This is a genomic window from Bacteroides fragilis NCTC 9343, from assembly GCF_000025985.1.
GTDB classification, from domain to species: Bacteria; Bacteroidota; Bacteroidia; order Bacteroidales; family Bacteroidaceae; genus Bacteroides; species Bacteroides fragilis.
The window spans coordinates 570,855-592,695 of record NC_003228.3; the positions used below are offsets into that span (position 1 = coordinate 570,855).

Sequence of the window (21,841 nt, forward strand, 5' to 3'; positions counted from 1 at the left end):
TTCCGTATTATTTCTTTAAAATTTCAGGAGTTGAACCAGTCAGGATAAGAGGTCAGAACATCTACCTCTTGTCTTGGCTTCGAGGCTTTGGCAAACTATTGTATGCTGTCTCTTTGCAGATCTTTCTTTGCCTCGCCGGTTACATTAATTTCCGGGCGGATGCTGTCGGCTGCCACTTCACTGATGATTCCTTTTTTCACTAATCGTTCGGTTATTAAACGGTAATAGCCTTCCAGGCTCTCCTTCAGTTGCATATCATTGTTAAACGAATTCCGGAAATGCTTCGGCTTTGGAATAATGGAAGCCAGAAAAATAGATTCTTCGGCTGTCAGTTGAGACGGTCGCTTTTTAAAATAATAGGTTGCTGCTTCCTGCACCCCATAAACGAGCGGTCCCCATTCTACTATATTCAGATATACTTCGTACATTCGTTCTTTGGAGGTAAGGCGTTCTGTTTCTATCAGCCAGACAATCAGAGCTTCTTCCAGTTTACGGGCTATGTTTTTGTTTCGATTCAGAAATACGTTTTTCACCAACTGCATGGTGATGGTACTCCCTCCGCGGGCAAAACGTTTCACTTTCAGATCTTGTATCAACGCTTCGCGCATGGCTTCAGGAAGGAATCCCCGGTGGAAGTAGAAAGCTCCGTCTTCACTTTGCATCACAGACATTTGCAACAACGGAGAGATGCTGTCCAATGGTGTGAAATGTTCCCAGGAAGGGCCGATTGGAAAAGTACGTACCGGTTGGCCGTTTTCGTAAGCCGTATAGATAAATTCTTCCGACATTTTACCAAGATCTGTGACCCCGTAGTTTACAATGCAGAAATTCCTTTCCTTCAGTTCCGATTCCAATTTCAGACTGTCCAACAGGGCAAAATTTGCATCTAGAAAAAAGTGATAGGCCAATTCGCCACTTGTCTTTATACCTTCCAGGTTACTGAATAATCCTTTGGGAAGTGAACCGAACAATTGGTCTGCCGGAAACCAGGGTTTGTCTACGGCTGCTGTGAAATGCCATTGCTGTTTTTTCTTTTCGGCTTTCAGGTAAGGGTGAAACTGCATTTGATTGAACTGTACCACAGTAGTACTATCCAGTTCGGCGGATTCTTTGCCTACAAGAATCCGGTAAGATACTTGACCACGATCCAAATTGACCGTTTCAGGAGAAAGAGCCTTGTGATATACTTCGAGTCCACTGACAGCCGCTTGCCCGGTCAACTGAACCTGTCCGCCATTCTTTTCCGATTTTGTCAGGCTATAAGTCAGGGTATCCAGACGAATATCGGCATCGAAACGGCGTTTGAGGTAGGGTAGGATGATTTTGTTGTTCTGTTGTGCATAGAGTTCTGCTTTCAGGGTATGGCTGCTTCGGTTTACTTTTCCGCAGGTGGTCCAATGTTGGGTTGTCGAGTCTTCATGTACTTCGATATCCGAGCGAAAATGATTTTGCCGGACCGTTAGTTTGGGAATATGGATGTTTACGAAGTTACGGTCTTTCCGTTCAGTAATGTCTATTTGACACAAGGTCCCGTTTTCCGGCAGGAAGCCATAGAAAAGATTCAGTATCCGGTTTATTCTGTGGGCATAGTCGGTCTGAACCTGTCCGGATGAAGTCTCTCGTTTTCTTTTCAAGAAGAGAAAATCATAATTCGCCATGCTGTCTGCTTTTATAAATGAGGCCTTCAGTTGGTCGACGGTTACATTACGCACTTCAATTTTTCCCCGAATCAATTTCCAAAAGTTGAGGTGCATGTTCAAAGTATGCAGGGTGAGAAGGGTATCCCGGTTGCGGGGAACTATAGAGAGATTTTTCAGTTCGATTTCGTTTAATCCTTTCATTCGCAGGTCCTCATAGCAGATAGATAATCCGTATTTTTGTTCGGCATATAGTATTCGTTTGTCGGCCGTCCGGCAGAGAATTCCGTTACGCCTCAGATATAAACCTGCCAGTACGAGGATCAGGACACTTCCTGTAATGATGAGAGCAATGCTCCCTTTCGTGCGATATTTTCCCATTTCAATATGTAAACTATGGATTTATCGGCTGCAAAGTTATACAATTCCCGGAGGATGAATAGTGCTATTCCCGGAAAAATATTATATCTTTGGGAAATCTATCATAGGAGGTACCGTGAAAAAGTTGCGAACAGATCGACAGACCCTCAATGACTTAGGAATTGTGGAAAGTACGTATGGCGAGAAAACTCTTTTCTCGCTCTTTGACATGACGGAAAGTGATGGAGGAAAGAGGTGTCTGGAAGAGTGGCTGGTTCACCCTTTGTCTGATTGGAAAGCATTGCACGAAAGGCAGGAAGCGATCCGCTATCCGGACTTTCCGGAGATACGTATTTGTAGGGAAGAACTGGATTTCATTGAGTTTTATCTCAGCCAGGGAGATCGTCCGACGAGAGTGAGCTATTTGGAATCTGCCTTTTCATATATCTTCCGGCATTTCAGGGCTACTCCCGAGCGTTATGTCATCCGTAGGGGGACGAAGTTGCTTGAAAACGTTTTGTTGGAGCTGAAAACTTTTGCAGATCATGTGACGGAACTCTCTCCCCGGTTGATCCGTAACATTGCCGCCACTATTTCAGAGATCTATCAGGCTACAGAATTGGGAAAAATGGTTGATTCCTGCGGGCAGGAAGATAGCTTTTACCGGACCGACCGTTTGGATTACATTTTCCGTTATCGACGAAATCATACCATTGCAGCTCTTCTTTCTATTGTATATCAATTGGATGCCATTCGTACCATGCATCGGACAGCAGTGACGAAAGGTTGGTGCTTTCCTTCTTTTACTAATGATAGCAAGTTTATGCTGTGCAATTTCTATCATCCGCAAGTGAAAGATGCTGTAGCGAACGATTGGGAGATGGAGAATGGGAATATCTGTATCTTTACCGGGTCGAATATGGCGGGTAAATCCACGACTTTGAAGGCAATAGCATCTGCTGTATGGTTGGCTCATGCCGGATTTCCGGTACCGGCTTCCTCGATGGTTTGCCCTATGTTCGATGGTATTTTTACTTCTATCAATCTGCCGGATTCTCTGAGAGATGGTCGCAGCCATTTCTATGCGGAAGTATTGAGAGTAAAAGAGGTGCTGGAACAGATTAACAAGGGGCATCACTGTTTTGTACTTTTCGATGAATTGTTTAGGGGAACCAATGCGCGGGATGCTTTTGAGGCATCGGTTGCCGTAGCAGAGGTGTTGAAAGCAAAGGCATATAGCCGTTTTTTGATATCTACACATATCATAGAATTGGCCCGTAAATTGGATGGAGATGACGCCTGTTGTTTTTATTATTTAGAATCTGCGATAGTGGATGACGAGTTGATATGTAACCATAAAGTGAAGCCGGGTATTTCAGAGTCAAGAGTTGGATATTGGATTGTGAAGAAAGAACTTGCCGGATTTGAGAAATAATGTAACTGACTCTTATAGGAAAAATTGTGAATAATAGATATAATTGTAGATTATTTTAATTTAAAAACAACGACAAGTATGAGAATTAAATTATTATTTTTGATAAGCATTCTGTTCTGTACAGGTAGTTATGCACAAGAGACGGTTACCGAACCTGATTTTATAGGTGAGGTGTTAGTGTTAAATCCGGATAACAGCACGACTCCGCTGGAAAAAGCTACTGTTAAAATCAAAACAAAAGCCAATGCTTCGGTATATTTGGTAGGTATGGGTAAAGTGAAAACAAAGATAAATGTAGATGGTCCTAGCGCTCAGGTACGATTACATCAGGGAGATGATTTTAAGTTGATTGTGAGAGCTGTGGACAACAATACCGATCCAATGTCTATTATTAATATCTTTCAGTTCGAAACGGGTAAGAAGGTACGTAAGGCCGAGTTATCTTCTTTGAGTACATTTGGAGGAGCCTCTAGCAATAATCTGGAACTACTTCCGTATACAGCTAAAAAATATGGAGAAAGTTCTTATCTGATCACATTGAAAGAAAAGCCGGTGGGCGAATATGGGATAACGGTTCGTAATCCTAATTCTTTGGATGAAAAAAATATCATTGTGGCTTCATTTGGAATCGATCAATAATAAACACTTATAGCCGGATTGCTATTACTGCAAATGTAAATGTGTCAAAACTCGTATTCACCATAGATTACACCGATTTACACAAAACGATTTTAAATCTACTGATAACCAATAATATTTATCTATGTAAATCTGTGTAATCTGTGGTGAGTTATGAAACAACCTCTTGTCGGCTACTGCTGTTCCAACTCAATGACAGCGCTACTGTAATCACCGGATAAACCAATAGGCAAGCCTTGATTCATCAGGAAATCGCCACTGAAAGATTGTCCGTTGGCTGACCCTGTTGCAGCACGGCTTCCCGGATAGATGTTCAATTCTTTCACGTTGTATTTCTTGTCGGGAATCAGACCTTTGAAACGCATCGGAGCACTAACTTCACCGATATGTGATTTTAATTGGTAAGCATAGAATACGGCACGACTCTTGTCCGGCAATACATACATCATGGAGGTGCGGTTACCTTCGTAAGGAGATAAAATACGGTACAGGTCGCCTGTAAACACTATGTTACGGATACTTTCGTAAGTCTTGATAGCCTCTTTGGCAAAGATTACTTCTTTTTCATTCATGGTGGACGGTTGTAAATCCATTCCCAAAGCTCCCTGCATAGCTACGTCAAAGCGGAATTTCAGTGGAGTAGTGCGCCCGGTCTGATGATTCGGACTGGCAGAAACATGGCAACACATTGCTATCGAGGGAAAGAACTGTGAATTGCCCCATTGAATAAGGATACGTTGCAAGGCATCGGTATTATCGCTGGGCCAGTATTCCTCGAAGTAGCGCAGTGAACCGTAATCCAGACGGCCTCCTCCACCAGAACAAAGCATAAAGTGTACGTCGGGATGTGAATCGCGTACTTTCTTAAAAACATTCAGTAATCCCCGTCCGTATTCGATCCATATGTGTGACTGTTCGTCGGCAGGTAAATAAGTGGATCCCGGGTTGGTTACAGCACGGTTACAGTCCCATTTCACAAAAGCTATCTGAGGGTTATCTTTCAGAATGTCGTGTACACTCTTATATACAAACTCTTGTACTTCGGGATTCGACAGGTCGAGTACCAGTTGCCGGCGAAAGAGAATATGTTCACGTTCCGGTTGCTGGATTACCCAGTCAGGATGTTTTTCGAATAGTTCACTTTGGGGGTTTACCATTTCGGGTTCCACCCAGATACCGAACTTGATATCATTATCCGTACATTGTTTTACCAGCCATCCCAGTCCGTTGGGAAGTTTTTCTTTGTTTACCACCCAGTCGCCAAGTCCTGCGTCATCATTGTTGCGGGGATGTTTCTGTCCAAACCATCCGTCGTCCAGCAGGAAGAGTTCGAAGCCCATCCCTGCAGCATCTTCTATAATTGATTTCAGTTTGGGTTCGTTAAAGTTGAAGTAAGTGGCTTCCCAGTTGTTCATCAGGGTATAACGTGAATTTTCTCCGTGGCGTAAACCATATTTACGTGCCCAACGGTGGAAATTACGACTGACCTGTCCGTTTCCTTTTGTACTGTATGTGTAGAGGAACGAAGGAGTTTGGAATACATCTCCTTTTTTAAGTTTGTAGTGTGATGCGTACGGATTCATTCCGGCAAGTACACGGAGTTCCTGATTGTTGTTTTTTTCAAACTCCAACTTGAAGTTGGCAGGCCATGCCAGAGCCATCCCTATCACTTCTCCATTGTCTTCAGTCATCCGTCCGTTCAGGGATAGCAGACACATGGGATGAGCAAAGAATGTGGCACGGGTTCCTAATTTGGAATCTATCACTTTGATGCCTTCTGTCAGTTCTACTTCACTCATGTTGCATTCTCCGGCCCAGTCACCGGCAAAGTGAGTGAGTCGGTAGGAGGAAGACTTAAAGGAGAGCTGTGCGGAAGCAAACTGGTAAAGTGTTACCGGTTTCTTTTCAGTATGCTGATATATAGTCCATTGTTCTATAAGGTCGCTCTCTTCGTATGCCTTATAGAAAAGTTTCACTTGAAAAGGATATAGCGGGTCTTTCAGTGAAATCGTAGTCAGTGTTATGCCGGGTTCCGGAGACTCTTGTTTCACGTTTTCAAAGTTCAGTAGTGTAGAGGTATTACCGTCTGCATGTACTGCATGAAGGGCCACTTCGTTTTGTTCTCCCATTCCATAAGTCGAATATGCCGGAAAGTTATTGCCCTGTTTCTGTAATACATCGGTGTCTGCCAGGCGTGGGCCATAATAAACTTGTCTTAGTGACTGATTGGCAACCCTGAAAACAAGTGCTGTGTTGCGTGTCGTAATCTGAATCAGTTCTTGCGCTGGCAGTGAACAAAAACTCAGGACAAGGCCGATTAATATAAATGTTCTTTTTAGCATTGTACTTTATTTGAGGGCCTTATCCCGCTACTTTCCCAATTGGCGGGTAGGAATTGCTATTGGTTTTTCCAATCTGCTTTGTGGGGGGAGGAGAGTGGGAAAAGGCCGTATTATTATTGTATTTTGATTACAACCGGTTTATGGATATCCATTACCTTAATAGGTACGATAACTCCGTTTAATTCTTGATTGGGAGTTGTTCGAGCCTTTTTGCCGTTTACCGACACACGGGCCTGTACCGGAATCCCCGGCAGTTCGATCCGGTAGGCACGTTTTCGGGGCTGTCCTTCATAAGTCCCTTCTACCGGAGATACAGTGATGATCGTCTGTCCCCCTGATTTCTGATAGTTGAGGCGTGTGGTGGCATACTTCCCTTGCAGGTAGTCTTGGGTCAGTCCGTCGTCTTCGTACAGGATATAAGTATTGTTTGCTCCTTCTTTGCCCGGATAACAACGTACGATCAATTCTGTGAGCGGGGTGGAACACATTCGTTCCGTATAAGGCTGCATCGGCAGAGGACAACCTCCCTTGATGAACAATGGAAATTGTTCCAGCGGGCTTTTCGTTTTGATCACTTGTCCGCCTTCTTGTCTTTCTCCGGTGAAGAAATTATACCAGTCGGTTCCACCGGGCAGCCAGACCTCTTGTGTGGCTATCTTTTTTTCTCCTTCTCCCTTGGCGGTGATGGGAGCACCCAACAAGAGGTCACCGAAGAGAAATTGTCCCGGATACTGATAGGCTTTTTCTTCGTCCGGATATTCAATGTACATTCCCCGGTTAAGTGGCAACATATCTGTATGGCATTGGCGGACGGAAGAGTAGATGTAGGGCATCAGTTGAGAGCGTAGGTGGTAAATCCGGTGCATTGCCTTTTCTGCTTCTACGCCCCAGAGCCAGGGACGGCGGTCGAGTTTTTCGTCGTACACCGAGTGGATGCGGAGTGAAGAATTCAGCAATCCGAACTGTGTCCAGCGAGTGTAAAGTTCCGGGTCGGTTCCGTCGTAGAATCCGCCAAGGTCATGTGCCCAGAAGAAACAACCTGCATTGCCGCTGGTGGTAGTCAGGTCGACCTCAAAGCGGAGTAAGTTCCAGTTGCCCACAGCATCACCGGAGAATTGAATCGGGTGACGATGGTCGCCCCATCCGGCCCAACGGCTGAAACCTGCACCGCGAAGGTGGTTACCGGACGAATAATTATAATAGATGTGATTCATCCAGGGAAGATGTTTCATATTTGTTCCCCGTACCAGAGGATATAGATAATCTTGTTGCCAGTCGAGCCACCAGAAGGCTACTCCCATGGAATCACTTTCCTGATGAGCATGTTTCATGAAAGCATTCATATAGTCACGGTTACCTGCGTCAAACAGGGGTACACCTGTTTGCTGGGTATCGACTCCCAAATCTCGTACAAAAGCTTGATAACTATCTTCGTGCGGACGGATGCCGTCATGTGGATGTTCGTTCAGTACTACGTAGATATGATCGTCTTTGAAGTCTTTTATCAGTTTCTCCGGTTCGGGAATCAGTTTACGGTTCCAGCTATAGCCTGTCCAACCCCGTGTGCCGGCATGTCCGGTTCCGACTTTGGCATTTTGTGTATGCCATCCCATATCGAACACCATGATATCGAGGGGAAAGTCGTGTTCACGATATTCCCGTACCAACTGGCGATAATCTTCGTCTGTGTAGTTCCACCAGCGGCAATACCAAGATCCGTGTACATATTTGCGGGTCATCGGTGATGGTCCGCTGACTGTCTGAAGTGATTTCAAGGCTGCCTTGTAGTCATTACCGTAAACAAACAAATACAGATCCTGAACATGGTTACGGTCACGTGTCGCCACCCATCCGTTTTTTAGGACTTCCTTACCGGTATCGTTAATAAGATACCAGCCGTCCCGGCTCAATAACCCTTCCTGGCGGTCGATGGGACCTTCTACGTCATCAAGCGTTGTCACTGCTCCCAATAGATTCCGGCTTTGGCGGCTGGCTATGTACCAACGTTTTTCTTTAGGGGAGTCTCCGTTTCGGAAATAGACAAACAAGTTGGTTTGTCCGAAGGGAAATCCGTCATTGTAATACTCGACACGCATGGCGGGAGTGGTCATGATGTAACGGTTGCCTTCTTTACGCTCTACTTTTACTTCGGTACATCTGGGGGTACGGTCTACAGCGAAGAGGGTAGAGTCGTTCAGGAACTTTCCCTGCTGTGCGTATTCCATACGTACCAGATGGTCGGTGATAAAGGTAAAACGGCTATTGCCTATGACTACTGGGTTTGAACTGGAGGATGGCAGGCAAAAGAGTAGCCCGGCTATCCAAAGGATGGTTCGTTGGATGTTTCTCATGTCGTTTTTATTTTTGTTAAATGAACTGTTCAGGTTATCTCTATATCTTCTTTTTATCCGGTAGACCCTCGTATACTCGGACAAGGGTTCACCGGATGTTTCTCCCTTTATGGATTCTGTTCCAAGACTCCCGGATATGAATCGATCTCACGTTGAGGGATGAATTCGATTGCTGCCGGATCGTCAGCTGAAATGGTCAGGCGGACCGAAGTTGCGGCTCCACGGTCGTGAGTGCCCGGATAGGTACGGTTCATGGTCAGTCCGTTGCGGAAGATGTCGAAGCGGCGATGTCCTTCGAAAGCCAACTCCTTGCGGCGTTCCTCCAATACATATTCCAACATGGTTTTACCGGGTTTCATGTCACCGGCCGAAAGTGCGGGTATGTGTGCCCGGGTACGGATTACGTTGAGGTCTGCCAAAGCATCACCCAATGCCGGTTCTTTGGCATAGGCTTCCGCACGGTTCAGGTACATTTCGCCCAGACGGAGAACAGTTGGTGACCACAGCTGGGGTTGGTTTTCTTGTTTGGAGCATTTGTATACGTAGTACTTCGGATAGTCATTGCGTTTTGCCATCAGATTTTGGATGGTCACGTAATGTTTTTCGTATGTGCCCGGGGTGGGATTGTCTTTACCCGATTTCAGTCTCGATTCTACGTAATAGCCTCCGGCATCCTGCTTCATGGTCAGTGTGTCTTTGTATTCATACTTCGACAAATAGGCATCTTTGATCCGGTAGTTTCCGTTTTCTTCTATGATTTCGTTCCAGCGGTAATACTTTCTGGGGACTCCATCTTCTTCGGAGGATTCGATATAGATAAATTCTTTACGATATTCACCTGTCTCGTCATCTTTCAGGTATTGCGGAACGATATATCGTGAGCGCAAGTCCTCCGGATATTCCGCATACGCATCCCGGAGTGGTTCGGAAGCATACAACTCTCCCCAGCCTACCCCATCGATATTGGCATAAAAGCCTCCGATAGAGTTCCAACCGTAGTCGTCTTTATCTTTAGTACAACGGATGGCAAAGATGATTTCCGGATTATCTTCCGGTACCAAAACATTGGCTGTAGCATAAGCTTCTCCTTCCAGTAAAGTACGTCCTGAACTTTCGATTACTTCGGTAGCGTATTCGGCAGCCAGCTTATTGTTACCCATGTACAGATAGACGCGTGACAACAGAGCCTTGGCTGCACTGGGACCGGCGTAGATGTTCGACTCCGAATTCAGCAGTGTTTCTGCTTTCTTCAGGTCTTTCAGGATTTGCTCGTAAGATTCCTTTACGGTGGAGCGCATTGGATAGTCGTTTATGTCTGCCGTCAGTTTCAGGGGAATCCCGAGGTTGGTTTCCGGTGACTGATTGTAAGGACGACCGAAGACATTGACCAGTACAAATTCCAGCCATCCTCTGAGGAAGTAGTTTTCACCAATCAGCTGGTCCATCTCTTTGCTCTCTCCTTCCTGTGCTTTCTCAAGTATTTTGTTGGAGTTGATGATGGAGCGGTAGGCCCATCCCCACATGTTCGACATATGGTAGTTGTCCGTGATGCGCTGGTAGTTGTAGATATACATTAATGCATCCGACGACACTCCGCTCAACGAAACGTTATCACTGGCCAACTCGCCTGCATAGTGCCACCCCTGGTGGAAGGCTGTCTGTTTAAATACGGCATAGTTACCACGGGTGGCAGACAGCAGAGATTCATAACTGCCATCCAGCTCGTCCTCTGTCAGTTGGTTGTAGGGGAGTTCCTCTATGGAGCAAGCCGAAAGTCCGATCAGAGAAACGAAAAAGCAAGATACGATATGTTTGATTTTCATAATATGACGTGATTTTTTAGAATGAAACATTAAGGCCGAACACGATTCTTCTGCTCAACGGATAGATAGTACCTGCATAACCGTCGGTACTGCTGTCCGACAATTGGGGAGATACCCCCGAGAATGGGGTAAGCGTGAATAGATTATCAGCACTGCAAGAGACGTTGACCCGTTGCAAGCCCAGTTTCCCGCATAACTTCTCCGGTATGGAATACCCCAGTGATAAGTTGCGCAAGCTGAAGTAATTGCCTTTCTCCAAATAGCGTGAAGACGATTTGTTAGAGTTTTTGTTACCTCCGTTAATGGCTTTCGGATGCGTGGCGATGTCTCCTTCTTTTTCCCAGCGTTTCCAGCCGCTTTTCAGTTTCATTGAATTGTAGTCGGCATAAGCACCGTCGGAATCGAGCAATTCGCGGGATTGGTTATAAAGCAGGTTCCCGTATACAAAGTCGAAGTTGGCAGTCAGTGTAAAACCTTTATAGCTAAACGAATTCATCCATCCACCGGTAAACTTCGGTGCGGCAGAACCACAATATACACGATCGGCTTTATTGTAAGAGTCGGTAGTTGTGCGTTTGCCATTCTCATCGGTGGTATACCACAATGGAGAACCGTTAGCAGGATCTACACCGGCCCATTCTCTCAGATACCATTCATCCATATCCCGTCCTTCTTCCAAGCGTTTCAATCCCTTCAATTCCGGTTTCCCTCCATAAAGTTCGGTAACCCGGTTTCGGTTGAATCCAATGTTGAAGTCACTGGTCCACTGGAATTTTGAGGTACGGATGACATCTGCATTAAGACTGATTTCGAGGCCCTTATTATTGATGGCACCTACATTTTTATATTGTCCGGTGTAGCCTGATATATTGGGTAGCGGGGCATAGTACAGTAAGTCCGAGGTGTTTTTATTGTACAGGTCGATGGTGACTCCGAAGCGATCGAAGAACCGTGCGTCGATACCGATATTGGTGGTGTAACATTTCTCCCACGACAGGTCGGCATTCCCCATCTGTGAAGGGAAGTAAGCTACTTCGTCATTATACATCATTGAGGAATAGAGCGGGTAGTGTCCGTAGTATGCTCCGGGAGTGTTACCCAGAGAACCATAACTGACTCTCACTTTTAGTTGGTTGACAGACTCACGAAGAGATTCGAAAAAAGTTTCGTTCTGGATATTCCAGCCGCCACTGACTGTGAAGAAGTGTCCCATACGATTGTTTTTACCGAAACAAGATGATTCGTCCATGCGATACGATACTTGTCCCATGTAGCGGTTATCATAGTCGTAGTTGGCATTGAACAGTGCCGATTGGGTGGCAATGGCGTCTTTGTATCCACCGATGGATTTAATACCGGTTGTTACGTCCAGAATCTCTCTGCCGGGCTGTATGCCTCGTCCTTCGGCGGAAGTCGATTCGTAAAAGTGGCGGGTATATTCGTAAGCTCCCAGTGCGTTGACTTTGTGTTTGCCGAATGATTTCTCAAAACGTATCATTTGGTTGGTGAATTGCTTGGTCAGTAGTGAATTAGAGTTGGATAACGACCCTTTGTCCGATTGCCCCGAACGCGAACGCTTGTCCGTGTAGCTTTCGGAGCGGTTACTGATATAGCGAATATAGTTGTTTGACTCGAAACGCAACCAATCCGTAATCTGATAATTGAAATTAATGGTTCCGTCAACCGTCAGTTTTTTCGAACGGCTCCAGTTCCATTGCAGGTCATACATGTCGTTGATTCCGTCACGTCCTCTCCAGTCTTGTTCTTGTCCCGAGCGGATAGAACCGTCTTCATTGTAAGGGAAATCCCAAGGGAGGTAGAGATAAGTGTTGTACACGCTGCGTTGCTGACTGTCTGTGCGCGAGAGCGAACCTGAAATCTTGGTTGACATGGTGAAGCGGTCTGTAAACTTCACATCATTGTTGGAACGGAAAGTGAAGCGGTCCAATGTAAAGTCCTTAATGGCTCCCTCTTCGCGGTAGTAGTCTGCCATAACAAAGGAACGCATACGACCGCTGCTTCCGGTATAGGTAATGTTTGCGTTGGTATATAATCCTGGTTTGGAAGCTTCTTTAAACCAGTCTGTGTTGTGTTTCAGAAGTTCTTCTGTGAACCACGACTGATTATTCCAGGATTTCTGATAGTCATAAAGTTCTTGTGAATTCATCATCTCAAGGCGCCCGGTCGATAGTAAGGATACACCGGCATTGACCGATACACTATATTTGTTGGCATCATATTCACCTCTTTTGGTGGTTACTACAATAACACCGTTGGCGGCACGCGAACCGTACAATGCGGTAGCCGAACCATCTTTCAGCACACTGATATTGTCTATCTCGTTCGGGTTCAGTCCCGGATCCTCACCTACAATCACACCGTCGACTACCCAAAGTGGAGAGACAGACGAGTTCAGTGTGCCTTTACCACGAATACGGATTTTGCTGGCTTGGCCCGGTTCGCCGGATGAACCTGAGACATATACGCCGGATACTTTTCCTTGGAGCATACTTCCTACTTCCAGTGTGTTTACGTCTTTCAATTTATCGGCTTTCACTACGGCTACCGATCCGGTTACGGCCGACTTCGTCTGTACGGTGTAACCTACTACGACAACTTCTTCCAGTGTTTTAGTGTCTTCCAGTAATTTGATATTGAGCGTTTTTTGTGAATCGATTTTGATAGTTTGTGTCAGGTATCCGATGAAAGAAACAATCAGTTCCTCACCGGCAGCTGCTTCGATGGAAAATTCTCCGTCGATATTAGTACTCACACCTGTACCTGTGCCCTTTATCATGATGTTGGCTCCGATGATAGTTTCTCCTTTGATGTCTTTCACCACTCCTGTAATATGACGTTTTTGCTGTGCAGCGTCTGTTTGAGTTGTTTTTGCCATCAGCATGATGTTGTGTCCTTCCATGGCATAACCTACATTGGTGCTACGGAATAGAGAAGAAAGTACATCAGCTACCCGTTGCTGACTTACATTGACGGTTTTGCGTTGATTTACATCTACCTCCTTCTCGGAATATACGAACAGGTAATCTGTCTGGCGTTCGATTTCGCCCAGGATTTCCCGTATCGGTTTATTGTTTTTCGAGATAGATACCTTTGTTTCCTGAGAGTTCGCATTGCCGGCGAATACTCCCGAGATGAAAACGAAAAGGAATAAAACTATCATTTTCATAGTATGTGAAATTGATTTATTTACGATTTTACTTGTTTTTATCAGAGTGTTTTTCATACATTTGTACACTGTGTTAATTAATACTCACTAAGTTTTCGCAGACTGGGGTGTTGTTAACCCGGAGCCGGAAGTGTGCCACCACTTTCGGCTCTTTTTGTTCTTATGTTTTCATTGGTTCCTGTTTTTAGTTTAAAGTTAATACTTGTTTTTAATTTATAGTAATGGTATTACTGTCTTCATCCCGTTGATAGGTGAATTTACATTTCAGTTGAAGCACCTTTAATACGTGCTCTACACCGTCTCTGATACGAAATTTTCCGGTGAACCGTACATTTGCCAGGGACTCTTTTTCCAAAATGAATTTTACATCATAGTATAGACCTAACTGGCGGATAATTTCGTCCATGCGCGTATTGTCGAAATAAAGGATTCCTTGCATCCACAATGCCCGGTTCCACTCGTTGATACTCTCTTTCCGGAGTTGACCGGCTTTGCCGAATAACCGTTCGTTAGGTTGCAGTTTTACTTTCCTGCCGGTAGTGGTTTCGTTTACTTCTACCGAGCCTTTCAGCAAGACTGTTTCGAAAAAGTCCTGATCTTTATACATCATCACATTAAATTCGGTACCCAATACTCTTACTTCATATTCTTTGGCTTGTACGATGAAGGGTTTCTTTTCATTTTTTGCCACCTGGAAATAACCTTCACCGTCCAGTGTCACTCTACGCTCTTTCCGGTCGAAGTGGTCGGGAAACGTAAGTGTCGTATTTGAATTCAGGCATACTCGGGTTCCGTCACCTAATGTTAATTCTGCCCGTTGTCCTGATGGGACATGTATTGCTTTCAAATCAGGTGTATCTCTTCCTCTCTCCGGAGCCAGGAAATAAACAGAGGTAACTGCTATGAGGAAAATAGCGGCTATTTTAATGAACTCCCTGATATAAGGAAGTGTCAGCCATTTCTTTTTATCAACCGTTGCTGCCGGTTTCTCTTGCCAAAGGGTGATGTCGTGCAACTTTCTCAGGGCAAGATACTCACGCATGTGTTGTGGATCGGCATCCAGCCATCGGACTACCATTTGCTTTTCTTCCGCACTGGCATCTCCTGTAAGATATCTGTTTAGTATCTCTTGATTCATAATTTATACGAGTTCTTGATGAACGTTTTTTACTCCGTTACATCTATAAGACGATAGAAGTGAATACAACCCTAGTCTGTTTCTTGATTTTTTTTAGTGGAAATAGAAAAAGAAGTAAAACAAGGGAAGATAATCTTTGAGTGAAATCCGGAATTCTTTAAGCGCCCTTGATATGTGATATTCCACTCCTTTGACTGTGATGCCCAGATTTTCAGCTATTTCCTTATTCATTTTATTCTCGAAACGACTCATTTTAAAGACTCTTCGGGTTTGTTCCGGGAGTGTGCGTAGGGTGGCTTGGATAATTTGGTTAACTTCTTCGGAAAAAATCTCTGACGGGTCACAAGCTTCCAGGCTGGATACACGAATATCCAGTTCGCGAACATAAAGTTCACTCAACTCGGACATGGCATTCAGTTTGTTTTGTTCCAGACGTAAGTAATCCAGTGATTTATTTTTCAGAATGGTGAGTAACATGGCCTGAGGGGAATTTATGATATCAGTTTTCAGTTTTTCCCACAATTTGATCAGTGCTTCGGCCGCAATGTCTTCTGCTACCTGTTCGTCGTGTACATACGATTTGGCAAACAAGAAAGACTTCCTGTAATAAAGAGTATAGAGAGCGTTAAAACTGTTGATATTTAAGTCGTCCATTCTTGTATACTGTGTTCCGGGATATTTTTCTGTATGATCTAAAAGTGCCGCAAGGTATGAAAAAAAAAGCAAAAGAGGATTAATAGTTGTGAGTATTTCTGTTTTGCTTCTTTCCCGGGGATGGTGTCTGCTATCGTATGTTTTATTTGCTCTTTTTTATAGTGTCCGCAAATGTAGGTGAGGTGTTCGTTGTCGAACATCTTTTTCCTTCTTAGAATCTTTGATTATTAGGAAGTTATGTTTTTGGCATATTACTTGTATAACAATGAAGGAGTGAGTTGTCCGGTCGTGGTATAGCTCATTCTTAGATTGTAATTTTGATTGGTAAAGGGTGGAATGGGAATTTCGCCCTTTATTTTTTGTATGGCCTGAAAGGTGATAAAAAATAAGGGTAGAACCATTGTCCCACCCCTATCACTTACAATAATAATAATAATAACTTCTCTTACTCAATGGGCTGTCCTTTGTAAAAGTCCAGAATCTTTGTACGGAACAGATAGTCATATTTGGCCTGAATCCGGTCGGACAATGCCTTAGTCAGATTTAGTTTGGATTCATTGTACTCGACCGAGGTCGCTTTTCCATTGTCGAACTTTTCACTCATCAGGCGGAAGGACTCTTGGCTGGCTTCTACTGCCGACTCACTTGACTTAAACTTGCTCTCGGCAGCTATGGCATTGTACCATGCTTGTTGGATTTCTTTATATAATACCTTCTTGGTATTGTCCAGTTGCAATGCCAGATTGGTTTGTTGCAGGCGCGCAGTGCGTACACGGTTGCGAGTGGCCAGGCGATTGAATAAAGGTATGTTCAGACTGAATCCGGCATATTTATTCAGGTTGTTCTTCATTTGGTTGCCAAAATTTGAACCGGCGTTACCATTTACCGTATAGAAGTTTGTACCTAATCCTGCAGAGAAGGACAATTGCGGATAGTAACTGCTTTTTGCTATGCGGACATTCTTTTCGCTACCTTCAAGACGATATTCGGCTGCTTTGATGCCCGGTTTGTAGAGCATGGCCTGGTTATAGATTTCGTCGGGTGAAGTAAGGGGAGAGAATTCCAACTCCGTATCCGGTGTGGCAAGTGAGAAGTTCTCCGGAGTCGGAAGTTCAAGCAATTGACTTAAATCGAGTAGAGCTAACCGGTAATTGTTGTCAGCCTGTACCGCACTCATCTCATCTTGTGCAACGCGAGCTTTGGCTTCGGCAACTTCGGCGGGAGAAGCTTTTCCTACTTCATGCAAGCGTGTGATGCGGTTCAGTTGTTCTTTGCTGAGTCCTACCTGACTTTGTGCCACTTTGCTTAACTCTTGATTAAAAAGCACTTGCAGGTAAGCGGAAGTGACATTGATTGCCAAATCTTCTTTTGCTTTATTCAGGTCTTCGATTGCTGCTTTCAGGTTTAGTTTGGTAAGTGCATACTGGTTCGGTAATTCCAGACCGGTGAATAACGGAATATTTGTACCCAGGCTGAAGCTACTGCTACCGCTGTTGATATCATTATAGGTGTTATCTACCGGCGATGCTGTACGTCCCCAACTCCAATTTTGCGAAGCACTGCCGCTAAGGTTGGGTAAGCGTGCCCATTTGGCGGTATTCACCTCCACTTTACTCTGTTCGGCCGAGTTTGCCGTTTGTTGCACATTGATATTATGCTCAATGGCATAATCGATACACCGGCGTAAAGTCCATCCTTCCTGTGCCTGTGCAGTGTAAGCTGACAGTCCGGTCAGTATCAATAAGTTGATCAATATTTTATTTCTCATATTATGCATTGTTGGTGATTCATACTTTCCCTATATTATACGAGAGGTTTATTTGTCTTTCTTTTCCGAAGCTCTTACTTTTTCCTTTCCGGTCAGACCTTCCTTGATTTCCAGTTTGATACCGTCACTCATGCCGGTTTTAATCTGGCGGCGTTCAAACTTCTGTTCGGGTATACTGTCGGTCATTACCCATACAAACGTACTGTCGCCACTGAATTCGATAATGCCTTCGGGAACTGCCAGAACTTTTTGCGCACGTTGAAGCACGATTTCTGCATTGGCGGAATATCCGGAACGGATTTGTACAGAGTCCGGTGCATGAACGGCCGCTTTAATTTCGAACTGATTGGCTCCGTTCTCTTCTACACCTTTCGGAGAAATATATTCCAGTTCGGCATCGAATGTAAGATTTTGCAAAGCTCCGATAGTCAGTTTCACTGGCATACCTTCATGGATACGTCCCACTTCTGTTTCGTCAATCTTGCCTTTGAAGATCAGATCGTTCATATTGGCTACTGTGGCAATAGTCGTACCGTCATTAAACGTATTACTCATGATTACCGAGTTACCTACTTTGATCGGTACGTCCAGAATCAATCCGTCGATGGTCGAACGAATCAGCGTACTGCTGAAGGAAGCGCTGTTTTTGGTGATACCTTCTTTGATAATCTCCAGTGCATCTTTTGCAGTTTGCAATTCTTCACGTGCTTTCTTTATTTCTACTTCGCTTTTTTCGTAATCTTCTCTGCTGATTAACTTGTCGTTATAAAGCTTCTTGATACGTTCATGATCTGTTTCGGCTTGCGCGGTACTGATCTCTGCCACACGTACACGGCTCTCGGCTGAGTTCAATTGTCCCAGTTCCGGGATGACTTTTACTTTAGCGATTACTTCACCTTGCTTAATGGTCTGCCCGGCCTCTTTGTATACTTCGGATATGATACCCGATATTTGCGGTTTAATGAGTACTTCGTCTCGCGGCTCTACTTTGCCGGTGGCAACCGTAGTCTTTTCCAGATCCGCAATCTCCGGGGTAACGGTTTCATATACGGTTGTTTTAGGCTTTGATTTCTGGTACAGGAAAATGAATGTCCCAATGAAGATGGCGACTACCACTACCAGTAATGTAATTTTCAGATACTTTTTCATCTTGTTTTATATTTTGAATTATTATTTTCTATCTTGACTGTGTATTCTTTGTTAACCGATGCTGTCTTGTCGTCCTTTTTTGTGCGGGAGACAGAGAAAGATCGTACTTTATTCATCCCTGATAGCTTCTATCGGTCGGATAGCCATTGCCCTGTAAGCGGGTGCCAGTCCGGCGAGTAGTCCCAGCGTCACCAGTAACAGGCAGGTTCCGATAGCCATACCAAAAGACACCTGGAAGTGGGAATAATGGTCCTTACCGGAGTTGACGCCTATTTCCATTAATTGCAGGATCAGTACACCAAAAGAGATGCCGGCCATGCCTGCAATGGTAGTCAATACCATACTTTCTGATAAAATCTGTTGTAAAATGTCTTTCGGACGGGCACCGATGGCACGCCGGATACCTATTTCGGTGGTCCGTTCCTTCACGGTCACCATCATGATGTTCGATACACCGATAGCCCCTGCCAGCAGAGTGCCCAAGCCTACCATCCAGATCAATACATGGATACCGGTAAACAGATTATCCATCATTGAGAACATGGCCTCCGCATTCAGTTTCATAACTGCCTGTTTGTCATCCGGCGATATATAATGGGCCTCTTTAAGGATGGCTTCTATCTCCGGTTCAAGGTCGCTTACCTTTTTCCCCGGTTTCACGGTATAGCATATCACGTCGATACGTTTTCCCATGTTGTAGGCTTGCTGCATCGTACTGAAAGGTAGCACAACGGCTTCCGAAGCCCGGCCCTGGATGTTCATGTTTCCTTCGGACACACACATGCCTATCACCTGATAATAAATGCCGTCTACCCGTACATATTTACCACAAGGATCTTCGCCCGGGTTGAAAAGGCTCTCGTAAACACGTTTGCCGATAACGCACACTTTGCGTCCCTCGCGTACGTCTACGTCGTTGATAAATCTTCCGTAAGCCATATCCTGGTTTTCAATCTTTGCATAGTCCGGATAAAGCCCTTTCACGCTGCAATCGTACTTTTTCTCTCCATAAATGGCTGTCGATCCCCAGCGGGCTATCGATGGAGTGATTACATCGATGTCTTTTACTTTTTTGCGGATTCGTTCAATATCTGCGTTTTCAATATCCCAATAGCGTCCTTTGCGGAATCCCTTGTAAGCCTCTCCTGTCTTTTGTGAGGCCATGAAACCCGAGTTGGTTGCGAAGCCTTCAAATTCGGCTTGCATCATCTCCTGCATTCCTTGTCCGCCTCCCATCAGGGCCACCAGCATGAAGATGCCCCAGAATACTCCGAATGCCGTCAGTAGGCTTCGTGTTTTGTTTCTTGTTATCGTGACGAGGATTTCCTCGCACGTATCCATATCTACTCTCATAATCAATCTGCTCTAAGTGCTTCAATAGGTCTGATACTCACTGCTTTCTTTGCCGGGAAGAATCCTGCCAGTGTTCCTGCAACGACCAAGGTCAGTGTGGCTTGTATGGCAATGCTGATATCCACCGTCGGATTCAGGAATACGGTTTCCGAAAACATTCCTACATCTACGGTTTGTTCTCCGGCCACTTTATTCATCCATTCGGTAGCGGCGATTCCGGCTACCATCCCGATGTATCCGAATAGTGTTGTGATGGTCACGCTTTCCACGATTATCAACCACAGGATAGAGAATGGTTTGGCACCCAATGCTTTGCGGATACCGAACTCACGTGTCCTCTCTTTTACTGTGATCAGCATAATGTTCGATACGCCTACGATACCACTCAGCAATGTGAAGATGCCGATCACCCAGATGGCTGTACGCAAGATGCCCATAGCGTTTTGTGACTGTAGATAATTGGTAAAACGGTTCCATATCCACAGTGCGCTGTTATCCGATGGGTCAAAGCGGTGTTTGGCGCCCATTACTTTGCGATAGGCTGCCTCGAATGCTTCGTTTGTTTCAATGGTGGTGAGCCCTTTGGTGGTGAAAGTCAGGTTATTCAGTTTATCACCTTTGTTGTAGATTACTTGTAAGGTGGAGAAAGGAATATAAGCCTCGCTACTTCCCTGATCGCCCGGATCGGTGTAAAGGCCTACGACTTGATAAGAGACTCCACCGGCATTTACAAACTTTCCGATAGGTTCTGTTTTGCTTTTTCCGAAAAGGATTTCAGCCGTTTTGGTGTGCAGTACAATTACTTTCCGTCGTTCTTTGAGATCGATGTCATTGATGAACCGTCCGTCTGTCGATTTTACGGATTCCACTTCGGTAAAGTTCGGATACACACCTTCCAGTGAAAGGTTAACGTACTCCTGTCCGTAACTCAGGTTTACATTACTTTGCCATTGGCTGGCACCTACACTGATGATGTTGTCGCTGAAGTGCTCCATGGTGGCATCCAGGTCCTTATTGTCCAACTGGATGCGTCGTCCTTCTTTTAATCCGTCGTAAGGTTTCCCTGTCCATCCCGGATATATTTTTATGGAGTTCAGCGCCCGTGCCGATGATGACTTTTCAAAAGCATGGATCAGTCCGTTTCCGGCTCCCAACAGCACTATCAGCATGAAGATGCCCCATGCTACGGCGAATCCGGTCAGTAACGTACGGAGTTTGTTCCGCTTGATGGTACCGTATATTTCTTGCCAAATGTCAATCATATTTATATCTGTTTTTATTTCATGTATCCATCCTTGCCGAATGGTGAGGCATCATGATTCAGGTTCTCTTCAATCCGTTCGATTATACCATCCTTGATGTGGATAATTTTATCTGTCTGATTGGCAACTCCACTTTCGTGGGTGACTACGACAATGGTCATTCCGGTCTTGTGCAGGTCTTTCAGTATTTGCATCACCTCTACGGACGTCTTACTGTCCAATGCACCGGTAGGTTCGTCGGCCAGAATAATCTGAGGCTGTGTAATCAAGGCACGGGCAATGGCTACACGTTGTTTCTGACCTCCACTCATTTCATTGGGCATGTGATGTGCCCAATCCTTGAGTCCCAGCTTGTCGAGGTACTCCATGGCCAGGGCATTACGTTTTTTCCGGCTTACTCCCTGGTAAAATAGAGGTAGTGCGACGTTTTCCACTGCATTTTTAAATGAAATCAGGTTGAATGACTGGAAGATGAAACCGATCATCCGGTTGCGGTATTCCGCGGATTTAGTTTCGCTCAGGTCCTTAATCAGCACGTTGTTGAGGTAATACTCTCCGTCATCGTAATTATCCAATATACCTAGTATATTGAGTAAAGTAGACTTGCCGGAACCTGATGCTCCCATGATGGAAACGAATTCACCCCGCTCGATGTCGAGATTGATGCCTTTGAGTACATGGAGTGGGGCTCCGTTGTTGTAGGTTTTGTTAATGTCTTTTAAGTGTATCACAGTTTCATCTAT

14 protein-coding genes are annotated in these 21,841 nt (G+C 44.9%); 2 read left to right on the forward strand and 12 right to left on the reverse strand.

What is annotated here, in order from left to right; translation table 11 throughout:
• Positions 1–95: 95 nt before the first annotated feature.
• Complete coding sequence (locus BF9343_RS02300) at positions 96–2,018, reverse strand: biosynthetic peptidoglycan transglycosylase (RefSeq protein WP_010992068.1); 1,923 nt, start codon at positions 2,016–2,018, stop codon at positions 96–98.
• A 61-nt stretch (positions 2,019–2,079) separates the two neighbouring features.
• On the opposite strand from BF9343_RS02300, the gene BF9343_RS02305 reads away from it, so the two are divergent.
• Both BF9343_RS02305 and BF9343_RS02310 read left to right on the forward strand, forming a co-directional pair.
• A complete protein-coding gene (locus tag BF9343_RS02305) occupies positions 2,080–3,432 on the forward strand; it encodes a MutS family DNA mismatch repair protein (RefSeq protein WP_032555764.1) in 1,353 nt (450 codons plus the stop codon).
• A 78-nt stretch (positions 3,433–3,510) separates the two neighbouring features.
• Positions 3,511–4,071 (forward strand): hypothetical protein, encoded by a 561-nt coding sequence (locus BF9343_RS02310; protein ID WP_005813511.1) that lies wholly within the window; start codon positions 3,511–3,513, stop codon positions 4,069–4,071.
• Between the two features lie 173 nt (positions 4,072–4,244).
• Here BF9343_RS02310 and BF9343_RS02315 read toward each other — a convergent pair whose 3' ends face one another.
• The 11 genes from BF9343_RS02315 to BF9343_RS02365 form a co-directional block, all read right to left on the reverse strand.
• Entirely contained in the window at positions 4,245–6,413 is a 2,169-nt protein-coding gene (locus BF9343_RS02315; RefSeq protein ID WP_010992069.1) for an alpha-galactosidase, read from the reverse strand.
• 113 nt (positions 6,414–6,526) lie between these two features.
• Positions 6,527–8,764 carry a glycoside hydrolase family 31 protein gene (locus tag BF9343_RS02320; protein WP_010992070.1) on the reverse strand — a complete coding sequence of 746 codons (2,238 nt, stop codon included), beginning with the start codon at positions 8,762–8,764 and terminating at the stop codon, positions 6,527–6,529.
• A 107-nt stretch (positions 8,765–8,871) separates the two neighbouring features.
• Entirely contained in the window at positions 8,872–10,587 is a 1,716-nt protein-coding gene (locus tag BF9343_RS02325) for a RagB/SusD family nutrient uptake outer membrane protein (protein ID WP_005796471.1), read from the reverse strand.
• 16 nt (positions 10,588–10,603) lie between these two features.
• Positions 10,604–13,774, reverse strand: coding sequence for a TonB-dependent receptor (locus BF9343_RS02330; RefSeq protein ID WP_005813506.1), 3,171 nt, complete (start codon positions 13,772–13,774; stop codon positions 10,604–10,606).
• Positions 13,775–13,982: 208 nt separating this feature from the next.
• Positions 13,983–14,912: a FecR family protein gene (locus BF9343_RS02335; RefSeq protein WP_010992071.1), complete on the reverse strand. Its 930-nt coding sequence runs from the start codon at positions 14,910–14,912 to the stop codon at positions 13,983–13,985.
• Between the two features lie 93 nt (positions 14,913–15,005).
• A complete protein-coding gene (locus tag BF9343_RS02340; RefSeq protein ID WP_008769331.1) occupies positions 15,006–15,566 on the reverse strand; it encodes an RNA polymerase sigma-70 factor in 561 nt (186 codons plus the stop codon).
• Between the two features lie 445 nt (positions 15,567–16,011).
• Complete coding sequence (locus BF9343_RS02345) at positions 16,012–17,334, reverse strand: TolC family protein (protein ID WP_005784436.1); 1,323 nt, start codon at positions 17,332–17,334, stop codon at positions 16,012–16,014.
• A 48-nt stretch (positions 17,335–17,382) separates the two neighbouring features.
• The gene (locus tag BF9343_RS02350; RefSeq protein ID WP_010992075.1) at positions 17,383–18,483 is read right to left on the reverse strand and encodes an efflux RND transporter periplasmic adaptor subunit; all 1,101 of its coding nucleotides are present in this window, start codon (positions 18,481–18,483) and stop codon (positions 17,383–17,385) included.
• Between the two features lie 108 nt (positions 18,484–18,591).
• Entirely contained in the window at positions 18,592–19,836 is a 1,245-nt protein-coding gene (locus BF9343_RS02355; RefSeq protein ID WP_005784442.1) for an ABC transporter permease, read from the reverse strand.
• Positions 19,837–19,838: 2 nt separating this feature from the next.
• A complete protein-coding gene (locus BF9343_RS02360) occupies positions 19,839–21,098 on the reverse strand; it encodes an ABC transporter permease (protein ID WP_005784445.1) in 1,260 nt (419 codons plus the stop codon).
• A 14-nt stretch (positions 21,099–21,112) separates the two neighbouring features.
• The gene (locus tag BF9343_RS02365) at positions 21,113–21,829 is read right to left on the reverse strand and encodes an ABC transporter ATP-binding protein (RefSeq protein ID WP_010992077.1); all 717 of its coding nucleotides are present in this window, start codon (positions 21,827–21,829) and stop codon (positions 21,113–21,115) included.
• Positions 21,830–21,841: the final 12 nt, after the last annotated feature.